The following is a 16,076-nucleotide window of genomic DNA, read 5'->3' as shown; positions in this document are numbered from 1 at the left end:
TGCGGTGTGTTTTGAGAAGGATTTGTTGCGTTTGGCAGACCTGGCAGCGACCTACTCTCCCGCGTCTTGAGACGAAGTACCATTGGCGCAGGGGCGTTTCACGGCCGAGTTCGGAATGGGATCGGGTGCAGCCACCCCGCTGTAACCACCAGGTCAGCAAAGCGCAACAAAATTGAGAAGCTGGTTTTGTTTGATTTATATCGCTCACGCACGAGTTCCCATACAGCACGCTCGTGCGTCCGAAGGCGTCCGCGCAGCACAGGTCCAAAGGACCGTACGTGCGTGAGCGCAACACGCATGCCTCGTTTACGAGGTATGATGGATATGAGTAATGAGAATGATCAAGCCAATCGAGCTATTAGTACCGGTAAGCTTCATGCGTTGCCGCACTTCCACACCCGGCCTATCAACGTGGTGGTCTTCCACGGCTCTGATAGGGAATACTCGTTTTCAGGTGGGTTTCCCGCTTAGATGCCTTCAGCGGTTATCCCGTCCGTATATAGCTACCCTGCTATGCGGCTGGCGCCACAACAGGTCCACCAGAGATACGTCCATCCCGGTCCTCTCGTACTAGGGACAGATCCTGTCAATATTCCTACACCCACGGCAGATAGGGACCGAACTGTCTCACGACGTTCTGAACCCAACTCACGTACCGCTTTAAATGGCGAACAGCCATACCCTTGGGACCTGCTCCAGCCCCAGGATGCGATGAGTCGACATCGAGGTGCCAAACAACCCCGTCGATATGGACTCTTGGGGGTCATCAGCCTGTTATCCCCGGCGTACCTTTTATCCGTTGAGCGATGGCCCTTCCACGCGGGACCACCGGATCACTATGACCGACTTTCGTCTCTGCTCGACTTGTCAGTCTCGCAGTCAGGCGGGCTTATGCCATTGCACTCGACGACCGATTTCCGACCGGTCTGAGCCCACCATCGCGCGCCTCCGTTACTCTTTAGGAGGCGACCGCCCCAGTCAAACTACCCACCATACACTGTCCCGGATCCGGATAACGGACCGCGGTTAGACATCCATATAGGTAAGGGTGGTATTTCAAGGATGACTCCACGAAGGCTGGCGCCCCCGCTTCAAAGTCTACCACCTATCCTACACATGCCGACACGAATGCCAGTGTAAAGCTATAGTAAAGGTGCACGGGGTCTTTCCGTCTAACCGCAGGAACCCCGCATCTTCACGGGGAATTCAATTTCACTGAGTCTGCGTTGGAGACAGCGGGGAAGTCGTTACGCCATTCGTGCAGGTCGGAACTTACCCGACAAGGAATTTCGCTACCTTAGGACCGTTATAGTTACGGCCGCCGTTTACTGGGGCTTCAATTCAAAGCTTGCACCTCTCCTCTTAACCTTCCAGCACCGGGCAGGCGTCAGACCCTATACGTCGTCTTGCGACTTCGCAGAGCCCTGTGTTTTTGGTAAACAGTCGCTACCCCCTGGTCTGTGCCACCCTCCTCTACTTGCGTAAAAAAGGGTCACGCTTCTTCCGAAGTTACGCGTGCAATTTGCCGAGTTCCTTCAACGCAGTTCTCTCAAGCGCCTTGGTATTCTCTACCAGTCCACCAGTGTCGGTTTAGGGTACGGTCTATACGCGGGAGCTATTTCCTGGAACCGCCCCGAAGCCCCTCCAATCCAATAAGGAGGAACAACATACGCGATCCGTCACTACCCGCAGGCCCACGAATATTAACGTGGTTCCCATCGACTACGCCTTTCGGCCTCGCCTTAGGGGCCGGCTAACCCTGCTCAGATTAACTTTAAGCAGGAACCCTTGGACTTTCGGCGAGGGAGTCTCTCACTCCCTTTATCGTTACTCATGTCAGCATTCTCACTTCTGATACCTCCAAAGGCCCTCACGGGTCCCTCTTCAACGGCTTACAGAACGCTCCGCTACCACTTGCATTTACATGCAAATCCACAGCTTCGGTGTATGGCTTTAGCCCCGGTACATTTTCGGCGCAAAGACCCTTATTTAGACCAGTGAGCTGTTACGCTTTCTTTAAATGATGGCTGCTTCTAAGCCAACATCCTGGTTGTTTTGGGATCCTCACATCCTTTCCCACTTAGCCATAACTTAGGGACCTTAGATGGTGGTCAGGGTTGTTGCCCTCTTCACGACGGACGTTAGCACCCGCCGTGTGTCTGCCGATTAGTACTCTTCGGTATTCGGAGTTTGGTTAGGTTTGGTAAATCGGTGAGATCCCCTAGCCCATCCAGTGCTCTACCCCCGAAGGTATTCGATCGACGCTCTACCTAAATAGATTTCGCGGAGAACCAGCTATCTCCAAGTTTGATTGGCCTTTCACCCCTAGCCACAAGTCATCCCAATCTATTGCAACAGATGCGGGTTCGGTCCTCCAGTAAGTGTTACCTTACCTTCAACCTGCTCATGGCTAGATCACTTGGTTTCGGGTCTAATCCAACGAACTGAACGCCCTGTTCAGACTCGCTTTCGCTGCGCCTACACCTACCGGTTTAAGCTTGCTCGTCAGACTAAGTCGCTGACCCATTATACAAAAGGTACGCTGTCACCCAGAACAAATCTTGGGCTCCAACTGTTTGTAGGCATTCGGTTTCAGGATCTCTTTCACTCCCCTTGTCGGGGTGCTTTTCACCTTTCCCTCACGGTACTGGTTCGCTATCGGTCATGCACGAGTACTTAGGCTTGGAGAGTGGTCTCCCCATGTTCAGACAGGATTTCACGTGTCCCGCCCTACTCAAGGACTTTTGTTCGCATTACGTGTACGGGGCTATCACCCATTCTAGCCACCCTTTCCAGAGTGTTCCACTTGTCTCACAAAAGCCACTGGCCTGGTCCGCGTTCGCTCGCCACTACTTACGGAGTCTCGTTTGATGTCCTTTCCTCCGGGTACTTAGATGTTTCAGTTCCCCGGGTTCGCTTCTAACCCCTATGTATTCGAAAGTTAGATACCTTATTATGATATCTAGAAATTATTTGGGTTCTCAGTTTTCGCTCACGCGCCGCATCGTCCCTGCCGGGACGGGCGCTGCGCTAGCGCGGCCAAAAAATGGCCGACGACCTAGCGGTCTGTATGGGCGCTTACCCGCTTTTGTCACCAAAAGGAGCCATCCATACAAAGCCCGTAAGCTCATCATCCAACCAAAATAATTTTCTAGATATCTAAGGTGGGTTTCCCCATTCGGAAATCGTCGGATCAAAGGGTATTCGCACCTCCCCGACGCTTATCGCAGCGTATCACGTCCTTCATCGCCTGTGCATGCCAAGGCATCCACCAAATGCCCTTAAGACACTTGATCATTCTCATTGCCAATATCCATCCTTGCCTTAACGGGCATCATGCCTCCGTGGGGGATACCAACGGACAACAAAACACCCAGCAACAATCGATTTGACAAAAAAGACCAGCTTCTCGAGATAAATCCGATGGCTCTGCGGTTAAGCGGCCAATCATAAGTCAGAGGCTTTTGATGAGCACCCCTGACGACATTATTCAGAGTTCACGGCCCCAAAGGGCCTGCACTCGGCGCGCAGCAAGCTGCGACGACCTAGCGGTCTGTATTTTTGGTACAGACCTTTGAACATCCGGAATAATCCGAACTTATCTTCTCTTCACAATGTCATACAGAACAGGCAACCAGCAGGCATAAACCCGACAAGCTGCAAACTTGATTCTTCCCTCACATGATATTTGCTTTCGCATCGTCCATCTCCAAAACCTTTGGTGGAGGCGGACGGGATCGAACCGACGACCCCCTGCTTGCAAAGCAGGTGCTCTCCCAGCTGAGCTACGCCCCCGTAAGGTATGGTAAAACTCATCCGTCAATCAACACTCCGAAGCAAGGCTTCGCAAGGCCGACTGGCCGTCGCGGCTTACGCCGCGTGCCCGCGCAGCACAGGTCCAAAGGACCGTACGTGCGTAAGCGATGAATATGGTGGGCCTGGGAGGACTTGAACCTCCGACCTCACGCTTATCAAGCGCGCGCTCTAACCAACTGAGCTACAAGCCCGAAAGCCATACCGGCTTTAAGCGCCAGTACAGCGCGCTAGCGCGTCGCGGCTTGTGCCGCGCCCCCGCGGAGCGCCAGCCCATAAAGGGCGGTACGGCGCGCGAGCGCGTATCATGTGGAAGAAAGAGAAACGTAGGCGGCAGTCCGCGCATTGTATGCGCGATTGTCAGGCTGACTGGCCTGCAATCTTTGTTCTAATAGACAGGTAAAAGACCAGCCATGGACAAGTCCATGCTGTTGACTGTTTACGCGTCTCCTTAGAAAGGAGGTGATCCAGCCGCAGGTTCCCCTACGGCTACCTTGTTACGACTTCACCCCAGTCGCTGACCCTACCGTGGTTGCCTGCCTCCTTGCGGTTAGCACAGCACCTTCGGGTAAAACCAACTCCCATGGTGTGACGGGCGGTGTGTACAAGGCCCGGGAACGTATTCACCGTGGCATTCTGATCCACGATTACTAGCGATTCCAACTTCATGCACTCGAGTTGCAGAGTGCAATCCGAACTGAGATGGCTTTTGGAGATTAGCTCGACCTCGCGGTCTCGCTGCCCACTGTCACCACCATTGTAGCACGTGTGTAGCCCAGCCCGTAAGGGCCATGAGGACTTGACGTCATCCCCACCTTCCTCTCGGCTTATCACCGGCAGTCCCCTTAGAGTGCCCAACTGAATGATGGCAACTAAGGGCGAGGGTTGCGCTCGTTGCGGGACTTAACCCAACATCTCACGACACGAGCTGACGACAGCCATGCAGCACCTGTCACCGATCCAGCCTAACTGAAGGAAACCATCTCTGGTAACCGCGATCGGGATGTCAAGGGCTGGTAAGGTTCTGCGCGTTGCTTCGAATTAAACCACATGCTCCACCGCTTGTGCGGGCCCCCGTCAATTCCTTTGAGTTTTAATCTTGCGACCGTACTCCCCAGGCGGAGAGCTTAATGCGTTTGCTGCGCCACCGAACAGTATACTGCCCGACGGCTAGCTCTCATAGTTTACGGCGTGGACTACCAGGGTATCTAATCCTGTTTGCTCCCCACGCTTTCGCACCTCAGCGTCAGTATCGAGCCAGTGAGCCGCCTTCGCCACTGGTGTTCCTGCGAATATCTACGAATTTCACCTCTACACTCGCAATTCCACTCACCTCTCTCGAACTCAAGACTTCCAGTATCAAAGGCAGTTCCGGGGTTGAGCCCCGGGATTTCACCCCTGACTTAAAAGTCCGCCTACGTGCGCTTTACGCCCAGTAAATCCGAACAACGCTAGCCCCCTTCGTATTACCGCGGCTGCTGGCACGAAGTTAGCCGGGGCTTCTTCTCCGGTTACCGTCATTATCTTCACCGGTGAAAGAGCTTTACAATCCTAAGACCTTCATCACTCACGCGGCATGGCTGGATCAGGCTTGCGCCCATTGTCCAATATTCCCCACTGCTGCCTCCCGTAGGAGTCTGGGCCGTGTCTCAGTCCCAGTGTGGCTGATCATCCTCTCAGACCAGCTATGGATCGTCGCCTTGGTAGGCCTTTACCCCACCAACTAGCTAATCCAACGCGGGCTCATCCAATTCCGATAAATCTTTCCCCCGAAGGGCTCATTCGGTATTAGCACACGTTTCCATGTGTTGTTCCGAAGAATTGGGTAGATTCCCACGCGTTACTCACCCGTCTGCCACTCCCCTTGCGGGGCGTTCGACTTGCATGTGTTAAGCCTGCCGCCAGCGTTCGTTCTGAGCCAGGATCAAACTCTCAAGTTGAAAATTTGATATTGGCTATGTTAGTCACGTTATGAATCGACGAGAACATATATACACCTTACATCTAACCTTGCAGTCAAATGCATGTAACATCTTCTCTCGAAACGTGTCCGCCAAAGTATCTGTTGAACTCCTTGCGAAGTTCCGCACGACCCTGCCGCCCACGTTTCTCTTTCTTCTGTATGCAATTGTCAAAGAACCGGCCATGATCACAATCACCGCCCAAATATCAATCCAGCAAAAGCCAGACCAGGTAAACCAACAATCAGGACAAACCCAACCGTCAAAAAACCAAAACAAACCAGGCAATAAAGCCCAATCCGCCAAAGAGAAACTCAATCACTTCTCTCTAATTCCGTCAACGATCGCAGCTCTAAAGCCGCCTAGCTTATGGGCGCATTCGGCAACCGCCAGCGGCGCCCCGCCCTCGTTGTGTCGGTATATAGACCCCACATAACAAAACTGTCAACACAACTTTTCCAAAAAAATACCCAAAATCCAACTTTTATAAATTCATACCCAATCCCTGGGGATAACCTCAGACTAGCGGTGAAAAAATAAGGGGCGCTGCCAATGCAACGCCCCTTATTTTGTGTCTATGACGAGGATCAGGCCAGCGTATAAGCAGTTTTAACGACAGTATAAAACTCTGCTGCGTATTTGCCTTGCTCACGCGGGCCGTAGCTTGATCCCTTGCGCCCGCCGAAAGGCACGTGAAAATCGACACCGGCAGTGGGCAGGTTAACCATGACCATCCCGGCCTCAGCATTGCGCTTGAAATGAGTCGCATGTTTCAGGCTTGTGGTTGCAATGCCAGATGAGAGGCCAAAGGGCGTATCATTCGCCGTATGCAGCGCCTCCTCGTAATCCTTGACCCGGATAACACTGGCGACTGGACCAAATATCTCTTCGCGAGAAATACGCATTTGATTCGTCGCTTCCGTGAACAAAGCCGGCTGCAGATAGAAACCGGGATTATCGCGTGTCAGTCGTTCACCGCCGAAAGCAAGCTTTGCGCCTTCTTTCTGACCGATAGCAATATAATCTTCATCCTGTCTAAGTTGGCTCGCATCGACAACCGGGCCAATATGGGTTCCCGCCTTCAAAGCATCATCAACTATAATGGTTTTCAATTTTTCAGAAACGGCTGCAACGAAGCGGTCGTGAATACCTTCGGTAACGATGATACGCGAAGACGCCGTGCAACGCTGCCCGGTGGAGAAAAACGCACTGTTTACGGCGGCGTCAACCGCGACGTTCAGCTCCGCGTCATCCAGCACGACAAATGGATTTTTGCCGCCCATCTCCAGCTGAAATTTGCGCATATGTTCAATTGACGCTGCTGCAACGCGCTTTCCTGTACCGACAGATCCAGTAAAAGTAATCGCGTTAACATCAGGGCTATCGAGAATTGTCTGCCCTACAACTGAACCCTTGCCCATGACAAGATTGAGCACGCCCTTTGGCAAGCCCGAGCGATGGAGAATATCGACGATTGCCCAAGAGCAACCCGGGACAAGATCCGCAGGCTTAAATACAACGGTGTTTCCATAAGCCAGCGCGGGTGCAATCTTCCACGCCGGGATAGCAATCGGGAAGTTCCACGGCGTAATAATGCCGACAACACCGACGGGTTCACGCGTGATCTCGACGCCGATATTCGGACGGGCGCTTGGGAGAACTTCGCCAGCAAGCCGTAACACTTCTCCCGCGAAAAAATCGAATATCTGTGCTGCGCGCAAAGTTTCGCCAATTCCTTCAGCGAGTGTCTTGCCTTCTTCTCTGGATAATAAACGGCCGATCTCATCCTTGCGGGCAGTAATCTCATCTGCGGTCTTGCGTAAAATTGCATGGCGTTCAAGAATGCCAGAACGCGACCATGCCGGGAAAGCCGCCTTTGCCGCCGCAATAGCCCTTAATGTATCTTCAGCCGTTGCTCGCGCATATTCCCCAACCACATCATTGGTGTTGGATGGATTGATATTGGCAATGGCGTCGCCACCGGCCCATTCGCCGTCGATCAGATTTTGGTGCAATGTCATGATTGTGTTCTTTCGTTCTGTTCAGTGGAATTAGTACCATAGGAGACGTGTGTTTCAACGTTAAATCCGGCATACTTGCTTTATCTATAAACAGAAGCTTCATCAGATGATAGAACGCAGGCCAAAGCACTGCTATTGAAGCATGTCTATTTCGTCCGCAGCAATCGCACTTGCGAGAATCATATCAAGGAATGCCGTTCATGCCTCACTCATTGTTCAGCCTGGAAGGACGTTTGGCACTCGTTACCGGATCCAGTCAAGGTATCGGTTTTGCGCTGGCAAAAGGCCTTGCAGAAAACGGTGCGACGGTCGTGCTTAACGGTCGTGATAAAGAGAAGCTGGCAGTTGCACTCGATGAACTCAGAAACAACGGCTATAAAGCATATGCATCGCATTTCGATGTAACTGATATTATTGCGGTCAAAGCAGGCATTGATCAAATCGAGGCTGCAATTGGTGCGATTGATATCCTCGTCAATAATGCGGGTATGCAGTTTCGCGCGCCCTTGGAGGATTTTCCGGATGATAAATGGCAACAATTACTGCAAACAAATATATCAAGCGTCTTCTACGCGGGCCAAAGTGCTGCCAAACATATGATCAAACGAGGGCACGGCAAGATCATCAACATTGCGTCAGTGCAGAGCGAACTTGCCCGGCCTTCAATCGCTCCCTACACGGCAACCAAAGGAGCGGTTCGCAATCTCACTCGAGGCATGTGTACTGACTGGGCAAAATATGGTCTGCAAATCAACGCTATTGCACCTGGCTACTTTAAAACACCTCTCAATCAGGCATTGATCGAAAATCCGGATTTTTCTGCTTGGCTAGAGAAACGTACACCTGCAGGACGTTGGGGTAACGTCGAGGAACTGGTCGGTGCTGCGGTTTTCCTAGCAAGCGACGCATCATCCTTTGTTAATGGGCAAGTTATTCACATCGATGGTGGGATCACGGCTTCAGTATGATGCGCATTATAGTTATGGGCGTTAGCGGCTCGGGAAAAACCTCCGTCGGTGTTGCAATCGCGGAAACCTTGAGCCTCCCTTTTCTGGAGGGCGACACACTTCATCCTGCAAGCAACGTCGAGAAAATGTCTTCAGGGATTCCGTTGACCGATGAAGACCGCTGGCCTTGGCTCGACAAAATTGGCGCCGAACTGGCAAAAGCCGAAAGTGGCCTCGTAGTATCTTGCTCTGCTTTGAAAATGAGCTATCGCGAACGCTTGCGGGAGAAGGCCAACGGCGCGCTTGCTTTCATCTTTCTGGATGGTAGTGCCGAAGTTCTGCGCTCCCACATGAATCAGCGAACGGGGCATTTTATGCCTGTTTCGATGCTGGATAGTCAGCTTTCAACGTTGGAGTCACCTGTTGGTGAGACTTTGGTTTTCCGTCAGGATGTTTCACAAAGCGTTGATGAGATTGTTGCTGCGAGTGTTGAGTGGCTGCGGCGGTTGCCTGTTTAGGTAATTACGCATGTGTCAACGCAGGTCTATGCTTTGACTATAAGGCCGTGGCACAGTGATTTAAAGTCGACTAGCAAATTCTACTGGACTAATTGCCCAGCTTTTCCGTTTGTCCTCTCACTCTTCAGGTGGTGAAGATCTTGCGGATGGAGAGGTTCCACCGGGAGGGATAGCGGGTTATTTTTGTGCGAAGAGTTTGATTTTGAGATTTGTTTTGGTTGCGGGGACAGGATTTGAACCTGTGACCTTCAGGTTATGAGCCTGACGAGCTACCGGGCTGCTCCACCCCGCGCCACCAAGAACGGCAGATTTGCCGCAGCAGCCCGGATTTTTCCGTTTGTCCGGCCTCAAAAGCGAAGGAGCTTTTTCGGTTCCGGACGGGGTGCTGCTCCACCCCGCGTTATCAAGAACGGCAGATTTGCCGCAGCAGCCCGGATTTTTCCGTTTGTCCGGCCTCAAAAGCGAAGGAGCTTTTTCGGTTCCGGACGGGGTGCTGCTCCACCCCGCGTTATCAAGAACGGCAGATTTGCCGCAGCAGCCCGGATTTTTCCGTTTGTCCGGCCTCAAAAGCGAAGGAGCTTTTTCGGTTCCGGACGGGGTGCTGCTCCACCCCGCGTTATCAAGAACGGCAAGTTTGCCGCAGCAGCCCGGATTGTTCCGTTTGTCCGGCCTTTAAAAGCGAGGTGCTTTTTGGCTTTGGACGGGGTGCTGTCTGCCCTTTTTGCAGCGTTGCCGCTGTATTGAGTTTTGGTTGTTTATCCAGAATTTATTCTGAATGTATTCCAAAAGCAAAAGGCCGCGACCTGAACATGTTCTGGCGCGGCCTGATTGGTCTGTTGTGTATGCGGTGTGTTTTGAGAAGGATTTGTTGCGTTTGGCAGACCTGGCAGCGACCTACTCTCCCGCGTCTTGAGACGAAGTACCATTGGCGCAGGGGCGTTTCACGGCCGAGTTCGGAATGGGATCGGGTGCAGCCACCCCGCTGTAACCACCAGGTCAGCAAAGCGCAACAAAATTGAGAAGCTGGTTTTGTTTGATTTATATCGCTCACGCACGAGTTCCCATACAGCACGCTCGTGCGTCCGAAGGCGTCCGCGCAGCACAGGTCCAAAGGACCGTACGTGCGTGAGCGCAACACGCATGCCTCGTTTACGAGGTATGATGGATATGAGTAATGAGAATGATCAAGCCAATCGAGCTATTAGTACCGGTAAGCTTCATGCGTTGCCGCACTTCCACACCCGGCCTATCAACGTGGTGGTCTTCCACGGCTCTGATAGGGAATACTCGTTTTCAGGTGGGTTTCCCGCTTAGATGCCTTCAGCGGTTATCCCGTCCGTATATAGCTACCCTGCTATGCGGCTGGCGCCACAACAGGTCCACCAGAGATACGTCCATCCCGGTCCTCTCGTACTAGGGACAGATCCTGTCAATATTCCTACACCCACGGCAGATAGGGACCGAACTGTCTCACGACGTTCTGAACCCAACTCACGTACCGCTTTAAATGGCGAACAGCCATACCCTTGGGACCTGCTCCAGCCCCAGGATGCGATGAGTCGACATCGAGGTGCCAAACAACCCCGTCGATATGGACTCTTGGGGGTCATCAGCCTGTTATCCCCGGCGTACCTTTTATCCGTTGAGCGATGGCCCTTCCACGCGGGACCACCGGATCACTATGACCGACTTTCGTCTCTGCTCGACTTGTCAGTCTCGCAGTCAGGCGGGCTTATGCCATTGCACTCGACGACCGATTTCCGACCGGTCTGAGCCCACCATCGCGCGCCTCCGTTACTCTTTAGGAGGCGACCGCCCCAGTCAAACTACCCACCATACACTGTCCCGGATCCGGATAACGGACCGCGGTTAGACATCCATATAGGTAAGGGTGGTATTTCAAGGATGACTCCACGAAGGCTGGCGCCCCCGCTTCAAAGTCTACCACCTATCCTACACATGCCGACACGAATGCCAGTGTAAAGCTATAGTAAAGGTGCACGGGGTCTTTCCGTCTAACCGCAGGAACCCCGCATCTTCACGGGGAATTCAATTTCACTGAGTCTGCGTTGGAGACAGCGGGGAAGTCGTTACGCCATTCGTGCAGGTCGGAACTTACCCGACAAGGAATTTCGCTACCTTAGGACCGTTATAGTTACGGCCGCCGTTTACTGGGGCTTCAATTCAAAGCTTGCACCTCTCCTCTTAACCTTCCAGCACCGGGCAGGCGTCAGACCCTATACGTCGTCTTGCGACTTCGCAGAGCCCTGTGTTTTTGGTAAACAGTCGCTACCCCCTGGTCTGTGCCACCCTCCTCTACTTGCGTAAAAAAGGGTCACGCTTCTTCCGAAGTTACGCGTGCAATTTGCCGAGTTCCTTCAACGCAGTTCTCTCAAGCGCCTTGGTATTCTCTACCAGTCCACCAGTGTCGGTTTAGGGTACGGTCTATACGCGGGAGCTATTTCCTGGAACCGCCCCGAAGCCCCTCCAATCCAATAAGGAGGAACAACATACGCGATCCGTCACTACCCGCAGGCCCACGAATATTAACGTGGTTCCCATCGACTACGCCTTTCGGCCTCGCCTTAGGGGCCGGCTAACCCTGCTCAGATTAACTTTAAGCAGGAACCCTTGGACTTTCGGCGAGGGAGTCTCTCACTCCCTTTATTATCGTTACTCATGTCAGCATTCTCACTTCTGATACCTCCAAAGGCCCTCACGGGTCCCTCTTCAACGGCTTACAGAACGCTCCGCTACCACTTGCATTTACATGCAAATCCACAGCTTCGGTGTATGGCTTTAGCCCCGGTACATTTTCGGCGCAAAGACCCTTATTTAGACCAGTGAGCTGTTACGCTTTCTTTAAATGATGGCTGCTTCTAAGCCAACATCCTGGTTGTTTTGGGATCCTCACATCCTTTCCCACTTAGCCATAACTTAGGGACCTTAGATGGTGGTCAGGGTTGTTGCCCTCTTCACGACGGACGTTAGCACCCGCCGTGTGTCTGCCGATTAGTACTCTTCGGTATTCGGAGTTTGGTTAGGTTTGGTAAATCGGTGAGATCCCCTAGCCCATCCAGTGCTCTACCCCCGAAGGTATTCGATCGACGCTCTACCTAAATAGATTTCGCGGAGAACCAGCTATCTCCAAGTTTGATTGGCCTTTCACCCCTAGCCACAAGTCATCCCAATCTATTGCAACAGATGCGGGTTCGGTCCTCCAGTAAGTGTTACCTTACCTTCAACCTGCTCATGGCTAGATCACTTGGTTTCGGGTCTAATCCAACGAACTGAACGCCCTGTTCAGACTCGCTTTCGCTGCGCCTACACCTACCGGTTTAAGCTTGCTCGTCAGACTAAGTCGCTGACCCATTATACAAAAGGTACGCTGTCACCCAGAACAAATCTTGGGCTCCAACTGTTTGTAGGCATTCGGTTTCAGGATCTCTTTCACTCCCCTTGTCGGGGTGCTTTTCACCTTTCCCTCACGGTACTGGTTCGCTATCGGTCATGCACGAGTACTTAGGCTTGGAGAGTGGTCTCCCCATGTTCAGACAGGATTTCACGTGTCCCGCCCTACTCAAGGACTTTTGTTCGCATTACGTGTACGGGGCTATCACCCATTCTAGCCACCCTTTCCAGAGTGTTCCACTTGTCTCACAAAAGCCACTGCCTGGTCCGCGTTCGCTCGCCACTACTTACGGAGTCTCGTTTGATGTCCTTTCCTCCGGGTACTTAGATGTTTCAGTTCCCCGGGTTCGCTTCTAACCCCTATGTATTCGAAAGTTAGATACCTTATTATGATATCTAGAAATTATTTGGGTTCTCAGTTTTCGCTCACGCGCCGCATCGTCCCTGCCGGGACGGGCGCTGCGCTAGCGCGGCCAAAAAATGGCCGACGACCTAGCGGTCTGTATGGGCGCTTACCCGCTTTTGTCACCAAAAGGAGCCATCCATACAAAGCCCGTAAGCTCATCATCCAACCAAAATAATTTTCTAGATATCTAAGGTGGGTTTCCCCATTCGGAAATCGTCGGATCAAAGGGTATTCGCACCTCCCCGACGCTTATCGCAGCGTATCACGTCCTTCATCGCCTGTGCATGCCAAGGCATCCACCAAATGCCCTTAAGACACTTGATCATTCTCATTGCCAATATCCATCCTTGCCTTAACGGGCATCATGCCTCCGTGGGGGATACCAACGGACAACAAAACACCCAGCAACAATCGATTTGACAAAAAAGACCAGCTTCTCGAGATAAATCCGATGGCTCTGCGGTTAAGCGGCCAATCATAAGTCAGAGGCTTTTGATGAGCACCCCTGACGACATTATTCAGAGTTCACGGCCCCAAAGGGCCTGCACTCGGCGCGCAGCAAGCTGCGACGACCTAGCGGTCTGTATTTTTGGTACAGACCTTTGAACATCCGGAATAATCCGAACTTATCTTCTCTTCACAATGTCATACAGAACAGGCAACCAGCAGGCATAAACCCGACAAGCTGCAAACTTGATTCTTCCCTCACATGATATTTGCTTTCGCATCGTCCATCTCCAAAACCTTTGGTGGAGGCGGACGGGATCGAACCGACGACCCCCTGCTTGCAAAGCAGGTGCTCTCCCAGCTGAGCTACGCCCCCGTAAGGTATGGTAAAACTCATCCGTCAATCAACACTCCGAAGCAAGGCTTCGCAAGGCCGACTGGCCGTCGCGGCTTACGCCGCGTGCCCGCGCAGCACAGGTCCAAAGGACCGTACGTGCGTAAGCGATGAATATGGTGGGCCTGGGAGGACTTGAACCTCCGACCTCACGCTTATCAAGCGCGCGCTCTAACCAACTGAGCTACAAGCCCGAAAGCCATACCGGCTTTAAGCGCCAGTACAGCGCGCTAGCGCGTCGCGGCTTGTGCCGCGCCCCCGCGGAGCGCCAGCCCATAAAGGGCGGTACGGCGCGCGAGCGCGTATCATGTGGAAGAAAGAGAAACGTAGGCGGCAGTCCGCGCATTGTATGCGCGATTGTCAGGCTGACTGGCCTGCAATCTTTGTTCTAATAGACAGGTAAAAGACCAGCCATGGACAAGTCCATGCTGTTGACTGTTTACGCGTCTCCTTAGAAAGGAGGTGATCCAGCCGCAGGTTCCCCTACGGCTACCTTGTTACGACTTCACCCCAGTCGCTGACCCTACCGTGGTTGCCTGCCTCCTTGCGGTTAGCACAGCACCTTCGGGTAAAACCAACTCCCATGGTGTGACGGGCGGTGTGTACAAGGCCCGGGAACGTATTCACCGTGGCATTCTGATCCACGATTACTAGCGATTCCAACTTCATGCACTCGAGTTGCAGAGTGCAATCCGAACTGAGATGGCTTTTGGAGATTAGCTCGACCTCGCGGTCTCGCTGCCCACTGTCACCACCATTGTAGCACGTGTGTAGCCCAGCCCGTAAGGGCCATGAGGACTTGACGTCATCCCCACCTTCCTCTCGGCTTATCACCGGCAGTCCCCTTAGAGTGCCCAACTGAATGATGGCAACTAAGGGCGAGGGTTGCGCTCGTTGCGGGACTTAACCCAACATCTCACGACACGAGCTGACGACAGCCATGCAGCACCTGTCACCGATCCAGCCTAACTGAAGGAAACCATCTCTGGTAACCGCGATCGGGATGTCAAGGGCTGGTAAGGTTCTGCGCGTTGCTTCGAATTAAACCACATGCTCCACCGCTTGTGCGGGCCCCCGTCAATTCCTTTGAGTTTTAATCTTGCGACCGTACTCCCCAGGCGGAGAGCTTAATGCGTTTGCTGCGCCACCGAACAGTATACTGCCCGACGGCTAGCTCTCATAGTTTACGGCGTGGACTACCAGGGTATCTAATCCTGTTTGCTCCCCACGCTTTCGCACCTCAGCGTCAGTATCGAGCCAGTGAGCCGCCTTCGCCACTGGTGTTCCTGCGAATATCTACGAATTTCACCTCTACACTCGCAATTCCACTCACCTCTCTCGAACTCAAGACTTCCAGTATCAAAGGCAGTTCCGGGGTTGAGCCCCGGGATTTCACCCCTGACTTAAAAGTCCGCCTACGTGCGCTTTACGCCCAGTAAATCCGAACAACGCTAGCCCCCTTCGTATTACCGCGGCTGCTGGCACGAAGTTAGCCGGGGCTTCTTCTCCGGTTACCGTCATTATCTTCACCGGTGAAAGAGCTTTACAATCCTAAGACCTTCATCACTCACGCGGCATGGCTGGATCAGGCTTGCGCCCATTGTCCAATATTCCCCACTGCTGCCTCCCGTAGGAGTCTGGGCCGTGTCTCAGTCCCAGTGTGGCTGATCATCCTCTCAGACCAGCTATGGATCGTCGCCTTGGTAGGCCTTTACCCCACCAACTAGCTAATCCAACGCGGGCTCATCCAATTCCGATAAATCTTTCCCCCGAAGGGCTCATTCGGTATTAGCACACGTTTCCATGTGTTGTTCCGAAGAATTGGGTAGATTCCCACGCGTTACTCACCCGTCTGCCACTCCCCTTGCGGGGCGTTCGACTTGCATGTGTTAAGCCTGCCGCCAGCGTTCGTTCTGAGCCAGGATCAAACTCTCAAGTTGAAAATTTGATATTGGCTATGTTAGTCACGTTATGAATCGACGAGAACATATATACACCTTACATCTAACCTGCAGTCAAATGCATGTAACATCTTCTCTCGAAACGTGTCCGCCAAAGTATCTGTTGAACTCCTTGCGAAGTTCCGCACGACCCTGCCGCCCACGTTTCTCTTTCTTCTGTATGCAATTGTCAAAGAACCGGCCATGATCACAATCAC

The 16,076-nt window shown here is 52.8% G+C and carries 4 protein-coding genes, 5 tRNA genes and 6 rRNA genes; 3 read left to right on the top strand and 12 right to left on the bottom strand.

Annotated elements, in window-relative coordinates; translation table 11 throughout:
- Positions 1–38 precede the first annotated feature (38 nt).
- From rrf (ACYJL1_RS05630) to ACYJL1_RS05605, 6 genes are all read right to left on the bottom strand, one after another.
- Positions 39–153: ribosomal RNA gene (gene rrf, locus ACYJL1_RS05630) — 5S ribosomal RNA — on the bottom strand.
- Between the two features lie 184 nt (positions 154–337).
- Positions 338–3,296 (bottom strand): 23S ribosomal RNA (locus ACYJL1_RS05625).
- 423 nt (positions 3,297–3,719) lie between these two features.
- Positions 3,720–3,795 (bottom strand) — tRNA-Ala (locus ACYJL1_RS05620).
- Positions 3,796–3,930: 135 nt separating this feature from the next.
- Positions 3,931–4,007, bottom strand: a tRNA-Ile gene (locus tag ACYJL1_RS05615).
- Between the two features lie 261 nt (positions 4,008–4,268).
- Positions 4,269–5,753 (bottom strand): 16S ribosomal RNA (locus tag ACYJL1_RS05610).
- Together the 16S, 23S and 5S rRNA genes with 2 tRNA genes alongside form the textbook arrangement of a ribosomal RNA operon.
- 608 nt (positions 5,754–6,361) lie before the next feature.
- The gene (locus tag ACYJL1_RS05605; protein WP_460897421.1) at positions 6,362–7,795 is read right to left on the bottom strand and encodes an aldehyde dehydrogenase family protein; all 1,434 of its coding nucleotides are present in this window, start codon (positions 7,793–7,795) and stop codon (positions 6,362–6,364) included.
- Between the two features lie 200 nt (positions 7,796–7,995).
- Between ACYJL1_RS05605 and ACYJL1_RS05600 the strand changes: the two genes are divergently transcribed.
- Positions 7,996–8,763 (top strand): SDR family oxidoreductase, encoded by a 768-nt coding sequence (locus ACYJL1_RS05600; RefSeq protein WP_460897420.1) that lies wholly within the window; start codon positions 7,996–7,998, stop codon positions 8,761–8,763.
- Positions 8,760–9,260 (top strand): gluconokinase, encoded by a 501-nt coding sequence (locus tag ACYJL1_RS05595; protein WP_460897419.1) that lies wholly within the window; start codon positions 8,760–8,762, stop codon positions 9,258–9,260. Before ACYJL1_RS05600 ends, ACYJL1_RS05595 begins: the two co-directional genes overlap by 4 nt.
- A 215-nt stretch (positions 9,261–9,475) precedes the next feature.
- Here the strand turns inward: ACYJL1_RS05595 and ACYJL1_RS05590 are convergent.
- Positions 9,476–9,552: transfer RNA gene (locus ACYJL1_RS05590), tRNA-Met, on the bottom strand.
- 18 nt (positions 9,553–9,570) lie between these two features.
- Between ACYJL1_RS05590 and ACYJL1_RS05585 the strand changes: the two genes are divergently transcribed.
- Entirely contained in the window at positions 9,571–9,936 is a 366-nt protein-coding gene (locus ACYJL1_RS05585; RefSeq protein WP_460897418.1) for a hypothetical protein, read from the top strand.
- Positions 9,937–10,141: 205 nt separating this feature from the next.
- On the opposite strand, the gene rrf (ACYJL1_RS05580) is transcribed toward ACYJL1_RS05585, so the two are convergent.
- The 5 genes from rrf (ACYJL1_RS05580) to ACYJL1_RS05560 form a co-directional block, all read right to left on the bottom strand.
- Positions 10,142–10,256: ribosomal RNA gene (rrf, locus tag ACYJL1_RS05580) — 5S ribosomal RNA — on the bottom strand.
- A 184-nt stretch (positions 10,257–10,440) separates the two neighbouring features.
- A 23S ribosomal RNA gene (locus tag ACYJL1_RS05575) occupies positions 10,441–13,401 on the bottom strand.
- A 423-nt stretch (positions 13,402–13,824) separates the two neighbouring features.
- Positions 13,825–13,900: transfer RNA gene (locus ACYJL1_RS05570), tRNA-Ala, on the bottom strand.
- A 135-nt stretch (positions 13,901–14,035) separates the two neighbouring features.
- Positions 14,036–14,112: transfer RNA gene (locus ACYJL1_RS05565), tRNA-Ile, on the bottom strand.
- 261 nt (positions 14,113–14,373) lie between these two features.
- A 16S ribosomal RNA gene (locus ACYJL1_RS05560) occupies positions 14,374–15,858 on the bottom strand.
- Positions 15,859–16,076: the final 218 nt, after the last annotated feature.

The organism is Phyllobacterium sp. K27, assembly GCF_054796155.1.
The sequence above is the reverse complement of the archived record's forward strand: the minus strand, read 5'-3'. Positions and strand labels throughout refer to the sequence as shown.